The sequence below is a fragment of the Streptomyces sp. WM4235 genome, assembly GCF_001279725.1.
Classification (GTDB): Bacteria; Actinomycetota; Actinomycetes; order Streptomycetales; family Streptomycetaceae; genus Streptomyces.
On sequence record NZ_LGDE01000097.1, the window covers coordinates 1 to 4803 of the forward strand.

Sequence of the window (4803 nt, forward strand, 5' to 3'; positions counted from 1 at the left end):
GGAGGAGGCGGGGGCGGCGGACGCCGAAGCGGCCACGGACACGAACACGGACTCGGAGACGGACCCCGTCCCGCACGCCGCCGAACAGCAGTTGGACGGCGACCACGTTCCGGACCCGCCGCCGATGGACGCACCGCAGGAGGCCGAGCCCGGGAACCCGTCCGAAGCGAAGCCGCCCGCGGCCCACCAGGAACCCACCACGCCCGGCACCCCCCGGGACCCGGCCACGCCCGAAACGCACGAGCCCACCCCCCAACAGCCCGAAACCCCCTCCCCGGAGCCGACCGACACCCCACCGGAAGAGCCGGCTCCCGAGGAGCAAACCCCGGAACAGCCGGAGCCCCAGAAACAGGAGTCAGAACCCGAACCGGAGCCGGAGCCGGAACCCGAGCCGGAGCCCGAACCAGAACCGGAGCCCGAACCAGAACCAGAACCAGAACCGAAGCCGGTGCCCGACCCCGACCGGGAGCGTGACGCGGACGCCGGACCGGAATCCGAAGCCGAGCCGGAGCCGGCCGCGGAACAGGACCCCGAACCCGAAGGGGAACTCGGACGCGAACGCGAACTCCGACCCGACCTCGAACGGGAACCGCACTCCGAGGCCGAGCCCGACGCTGCTCAGGACACGGCTGCGCAGAACACGCCCCCGCCCGACTCCGCGACCTCACCCGAAGCGGAACGCACGGACCACGACGACCCGACGGGCGCCGACCAACAGGCCGCGGAGACAGGAGAAGAGCCGGCCCCCGACAACGAACTCGCCCAAACGGTAGGCACCGTGGCCGAAGGCACGGTCAAGGCCGGAGTGGCCGTGGCCGGAGCCGGCGTGGCCCTGATCGGGGCCACGGTCGACGCAGCGGACAGGGGCCACCGCGGAAGGGGCCGCCGGCGCCCGCGCCGACGAGGTCTCCCAGGGCGTCGACGGCCCGCCGCCGGAGGGGCCGCACGAGGCCGGTCTCCCGCAGGAGTCGGAGTCCGGCGAAGCGGCCGACCACGATCCTGACCGCGATGCCGATGGGTTGCCCGACACCGAGGCCACCGACGCGGAGGCCACCGACGCGGAGCCCGATCTGCTTCCCGACGCGGACGCTGCCGATGCCTCGGAGACGGAAGACGAGGGCGGAGAAGGGGGCCGCGTGGACGGCCCCGAACGCGTTGACGGAGGGGGTTGGGATTTGAGCGCGGGTGACAATCCGATGTCTGTCCTCCCGGCTGACGCAATCAAACTCGGCTTCAAGCCCGGCCCGGACGGTAGACCGCAGGTCGGAGTCAACTACAAATGGACGGATCCCGAGACAGGAAATACTGCTCGTCTGCGCGTTCACGAGGCCGACGGAAAGGCCCCGGAGGGGTCGAATTCGGCGAGCGGGGATATTTACCGCATATCAGTCGCCGGTAGATATCAGGACGAATCGGGAACACTTTACCACCGGGAAGTTTCCAACCCCAACAGTCCTCATTATGATCCTGCTGCGGCCAATGCGACGCATATACCATGGCCCCCTGGCCACAGTCTGCCCTACCCGAGTGAGGGAACCGAAGCATGAGCGTGAAGCCTGCTCAGATGGTGGAGTTGATCCGACAGGTGATAGACCCGGATCCCCGCCGGCGAGAACTCAGCGCCGACTCGTTGGTGGACTGGCTACGTCATTACTCGCGATCCGATGTCATGCTGCTGGCGGGAGCGCTGTCGATCGCGGCGGCCTGTGAACAGGATCCGGCCGCCCTGGAATCCCAACTGAACGCTCTGCTGGAGCTGGGTTCCAGCGGAATGCTGGAGGCTGCCTCTCTGGAGCGCCTCCGTGACATCGACAAAGGCTCGCTTCCGGGAAACCTGGTCGAATATCTGGACGATCTGCTGGAACTCTAGTCTCGATCACGCGTGCGTGCGGGGGGATTGAATGAACGCAGTTGAGGGCCGCTTTGACGCAATAGCGGACGGGGTGCTGGGTGGGGTGGAGCGCCGGCCAGATCGTGGGGGTGGTGTTCGCCATCGCCATGCTCGGGATGATCACGGTCGGCTGGATCTTCCTCATCCTGGCCGGGGGTGTTCAGGGGAGGATCGGAACGACCAGTAGTGACAACTGGCCGATCTTGATTCCGGTTCGATGACTGGCCTCGTCGTTGTGTCCGTCACCAACCCGAACCGCGAGCGGGACGCCGCGCAGCGGCGGGCCGCGGAGGAGCGGGGGCGGCAGTGGGAGGCGCACCAGCAGCGGGTCGCCGCCTGGCAGCGGATGCTGTACGAGGAACAGAGGAAACAGCGCCTTGATGCTCTGATCGTAGGAGGCCTGGCGTCCTTCTCGACCGGTTCGGAGCCGAAGCCCGGCACGCGGCGCGAGGCCGGCGCGTGCCGGGGGAGGGGCTTGGGGTCGCTTCCGGGACACCTCCCTCGGCCGCCTGCCGGCTACGCCGAGCGGGGGCAAGCGAGGCGATGGATTGGGGGGCCGGTGCGCAGGGTGCGACGGGCAGTCATGCACCCGGTCTCCGACATGGCTTCACCGCCGGGCGGCGTCGCTCCAGGCAGCGGCGGACGTGGCACGCTCGGTGACGCGTTGCCCGAGCCGACGCGGTTTCTGACCCCGATGGTTGCCCCGATCCCGCCCCGCCGTACCTCTCGCCGGAGCGCCTTGAGTGTCTCCATCGGAACCACGCACCCCGGGAGTGCGCTCGGGTATCGGCGCGCGCTCCCGACTGCCGGAGCGGTCAACAGTGGTTGGGCCCGCCGCTTCGGAGTAACCCCGGGCCGGGCAGACAGGACTTGTCAGGGGGCGTGGGGAGGGCGGGCTGCCGGTTCGCCCTCGCGCCGGTTGGGACAGGTCCTTTCATGCACGATGACTCCGCCTTCGGGGCCGCCGATCGCCAGGGCCTGGGCTCCGCACCGTCGGCAGGTGGGGGGCCGATCGTCCTGTCCACCGGTGGGTCGAGCGGCGCGCGCGTTCATGAGGCGGGCCCTGTCCTGGGGCAGGCCCACACCTCGATGTCGGTGTTGTGGACTCCTTGCCGGCTGGAGATCGTTCCGCGAGAGACGGCACCGGCGGTGAGTTTCTTGCCGCAGGCGAAACAGGCCCGGCCCACGCCGACCGCCCAGGGCAGGCCCTGGGCCGGGGGTAGGGGGGTGTCCGCGCATTGCAGCGTTGTCGTGGTCACGGGGTCACCCTCCCACGGGTGTCGGGGTTGTGGAGCGCGGCAGTCCGCCACAGGCAGGCGGATGGGCGGGCTGAGTTTTGACATGCCTGGCCAGGTGAGGAGCACGAATTCGGCCCGCTGCTCGGACCCATGGCATCACCCGCCCGCAGGGTGGGGCGCTCGCTGTCCGCCATGGCCAGGGGTTCCCTCCAGTGGGCCGTACTGCGGAATCGTTTCCGCTGGCCCGCCAGATGACGCGTAATGACGCGTACGCCCGGCGCGGTGTGGCGGGCTGTCGGCTCGTGCAGACGCCGTCGTGGAGCTGCCCCTACCCCTCCCGGTGCGCGATGCGCTCGCCTGGCGCGTGATCCGAACGGACGACTGCATGGTCGTCGGCGCTCTTGACTCCTGCTCGGGAAAGGCGGGAGTCCGCGACGTACAGAAGCGGAATAGGCCGACAGTAGAACTCGACAGCGCCGGGGCTCGGACGCGGCGGTGTACCGGCTGGGACGCACGGGCGAGCAGACGCTTACGGCCACGCTCTACGACCCGACGGTGACGCCCTCAACGACCCGACGGTGACGCCCTCTACGACCCGACGGTGACGCCCTCTACGACCCGACGGTGACGCCCTCTACCGGGTCAAGTGACGCAGCGACCGCAAGCGCGGCCGCACCATGGACCGGGTGGCGTGGGGGCACCAAGGATCAAGTGGCCCCGTAATCCGGGTGACGACGGCGCCGTCGTCACCCGGGCGTCGCTACCGAGGACCTAACGGGGGAGGAGGGCGCGTACGGTCTTGCCGCCTTCGGGTCGGGGTGTGACGGCAGTGGCGCGGGCGAGGTCGTTGACCATGTGCCAGCCGAATCCGCCGGTGCCGTGGACGAGGTCGGGGATGCGCGGGCGCGGCATCCGCGGGCTGGAGTCGTCGACGGCGACCTCGATCGTGCCGGGGTGAGCGGCCAGGTGGAGCCTGTAGGTGCCGCCGCCGTGACGCAGGGCGTTGGTGACGAGCTCGGAGACGACCAGGACCACGGAGTCGGCGTGCTCCGCATCCACGGACGGATCGAGGGACCCGAGGAACGCCCGGGCCGCCCGGCGTGCCTCGGCGACGGCGGACAGGGACACAAGGGCCGCGCACTCGGTACTCGTCGTGGTCATCCCGCGCTCCGGTCTCTGTTGTCGTGTTCAGCACGCAGCCGTGACTGCCCGGCCGTTTGTGCCCCGGACCGCTGTCCTTCAATCCTGGTGGGACCCGAATACCTCGCTCATCAGGCACACGAAAAACTGTCCTGGCCGGAGTAGACATCAGTCGGTGATCTGGCTATGGTTTCTCTCGTAACCCAGAAGGAACGAAGGGCCGGGCAGAAACGAACTGCCGGGCAGCAGTACCCGCAGTAGCAGTAGTCGCAGTTCAGCAGTGCGGTGCGGTGGTGGAGTGTCGAAGCCAGAGCGGTTGCAGGTCGGCGACGGGACTGGCCACTGGACCGGGTGGCCCGCGGTGATCAGGGGCCACCACGAGCAGTACATGCTGTGCAGTACAAGTGGTTCGCGGTACCCAGCAGTGAAGTCAGTGAGTGGTACCTCGGTGAAGGCGTCGGCTGCGGGCGCGCGCATCGGGAGGTTCGGCAGTGGGGTTCCAAGCCAGAGCGGATGCGGGATGGGCGACGGGGC

5 protein-coding genes and 1 pseudogene are annotated in these 4803 nt (G+C 69.2%); 4 read left to right on the forward strand and 2 right to left on the reverse strand.

All coding sequences use genetic code 11. The features are described 5' to 3' along the window. The 4 genes and pseudogenes from ADK55_RS39685 to ADK55_RS40425 all read left to right on the forward strand — a co-directional run. Positions 1-1003, forward strand: a pseudogene (locus tag ADK55_RS39685) (hypothetical protein); the annotation flags it as partial. Between the two features lie 193 nt (positions 1004-1196). Beyond that, the gene (locus ADK55_RS40925) at positions 1197-1547 is read left to right on the forward strand and encodes a polymorphic toxin type 30 domain-containing protein (protein ID WP_353962537.1); all 351 of its coding nucleotides are present in this window, start codon (positions 1197-1199) and stop codon (positions 1545-1547) included. Then, positions 1544-1870 carry a hypothetical protein gene (locus ADK55_RS38455; protein WP_159041342.1) on the forward strand — a complete coding sequence of 109 codons (327 nt, stop codon included), beginning with the start codon at positions 1544-1546 and terminating at the stop codon, positions 1868-1870. Before ADK55_RS40925 ends, ADK55_RS38455 begins: the two co-directional genes overlap by 4 nt. 113 nt (positions 1871-1983) lie before the next feature. Further along, positions 1984-2112, forward strand: coding sequence for a hypothetical protein (locus ADK55_RS40425; RefSeq protein WP_267887341.1), 129 nt, complete (start codon positions 1984-1986; stop codon positions 2110-2112). Positions 2113-2940: 828 nt separating this feature from the next. Here ADK55_RS40425 and ADK55_RS38460 read toward each other — a convergent pair. Both ADK55_RS38460 and ADK55_RS09935 read right to left on the reverse strand, forming a co-directional pair. Beyond that, complete coding sequence (locus tag ADK55_RS38460; RefSeq protein ID WP_159041343.1) at positions 2941-3150, reverse strand: hypothetical protein; 210 nt, start codon at positions 3148-3150, stop codon at positions 2941-2943. Positions 3151-3900: 750 nt separating this feature from the next. Next, positions 3901-4290 (reverse strand): ATP-binding protein, encoded by a 390-nt coding sequence (locus tag ADK55_RS09935; RefSeq protein WP_053677129.1) that lies wholly within the window; start codon positions 4288-4290, stop codon positions 3901-3903. Between the last annotated feature and the right edge of the window lie 513 nt (positions 4291-4803).